Source organism: Streptomyces sp. NP160, assembly GCF_006335115.1.
Lineage (GTDB): Bacteria > Actinomycetota > Actinomycetes > Actinomycetales > Quadrisphaeraceae > Quadrisphaera.
The window spans coordinates 1-302 of the sequence record NZ_VDMJ01000111.1 but is presented as its reverse complement, the minus strand read 5'-3'; the positions used below and the strand labels follow the sequence as shown (position 1 = coordinate 302).

At 78.5% G+C, this 302-nt stretch carries 1 pseudogene; it reads left to right on the top strand.

Annotated elements, in window-relative coordinates:
* Positions 1–302, top strand: a pseudogene (locus tag FHN55_RS23105) (ABC transporter permease); the annotation flags it as partial.

Below are 302 nucleotides of genomic sequence, written 5' to 3'. Positions count from 1 at the left end.
GGCGGCGCTCGCCGTCGTCGGCGCCCTCCCGTGGCTGTCGGGGCGCGACCCGGCGCTCACCGTGCTGCGGGCCCGCTCGCAGGAGCAGGTGGCCACCCCCGAGGCGCTCGCGTCCGTGCGGGAGGACCTCGGGCTGGCCCCCACGGCCGGGGAGCAGCTCCTGCGCTGGACGTCCGGGGTGGTCCGCGCAGACCTGGGGGACTCCTGGGTCAGCGGGCGTCCCGTGCTGCCCGACGTGCTCAGCGGGCTCGCCGTGTCCCTGACGCTCGTGGGCTTCGCCATCGCGGTGGCCGCGGTGGTCG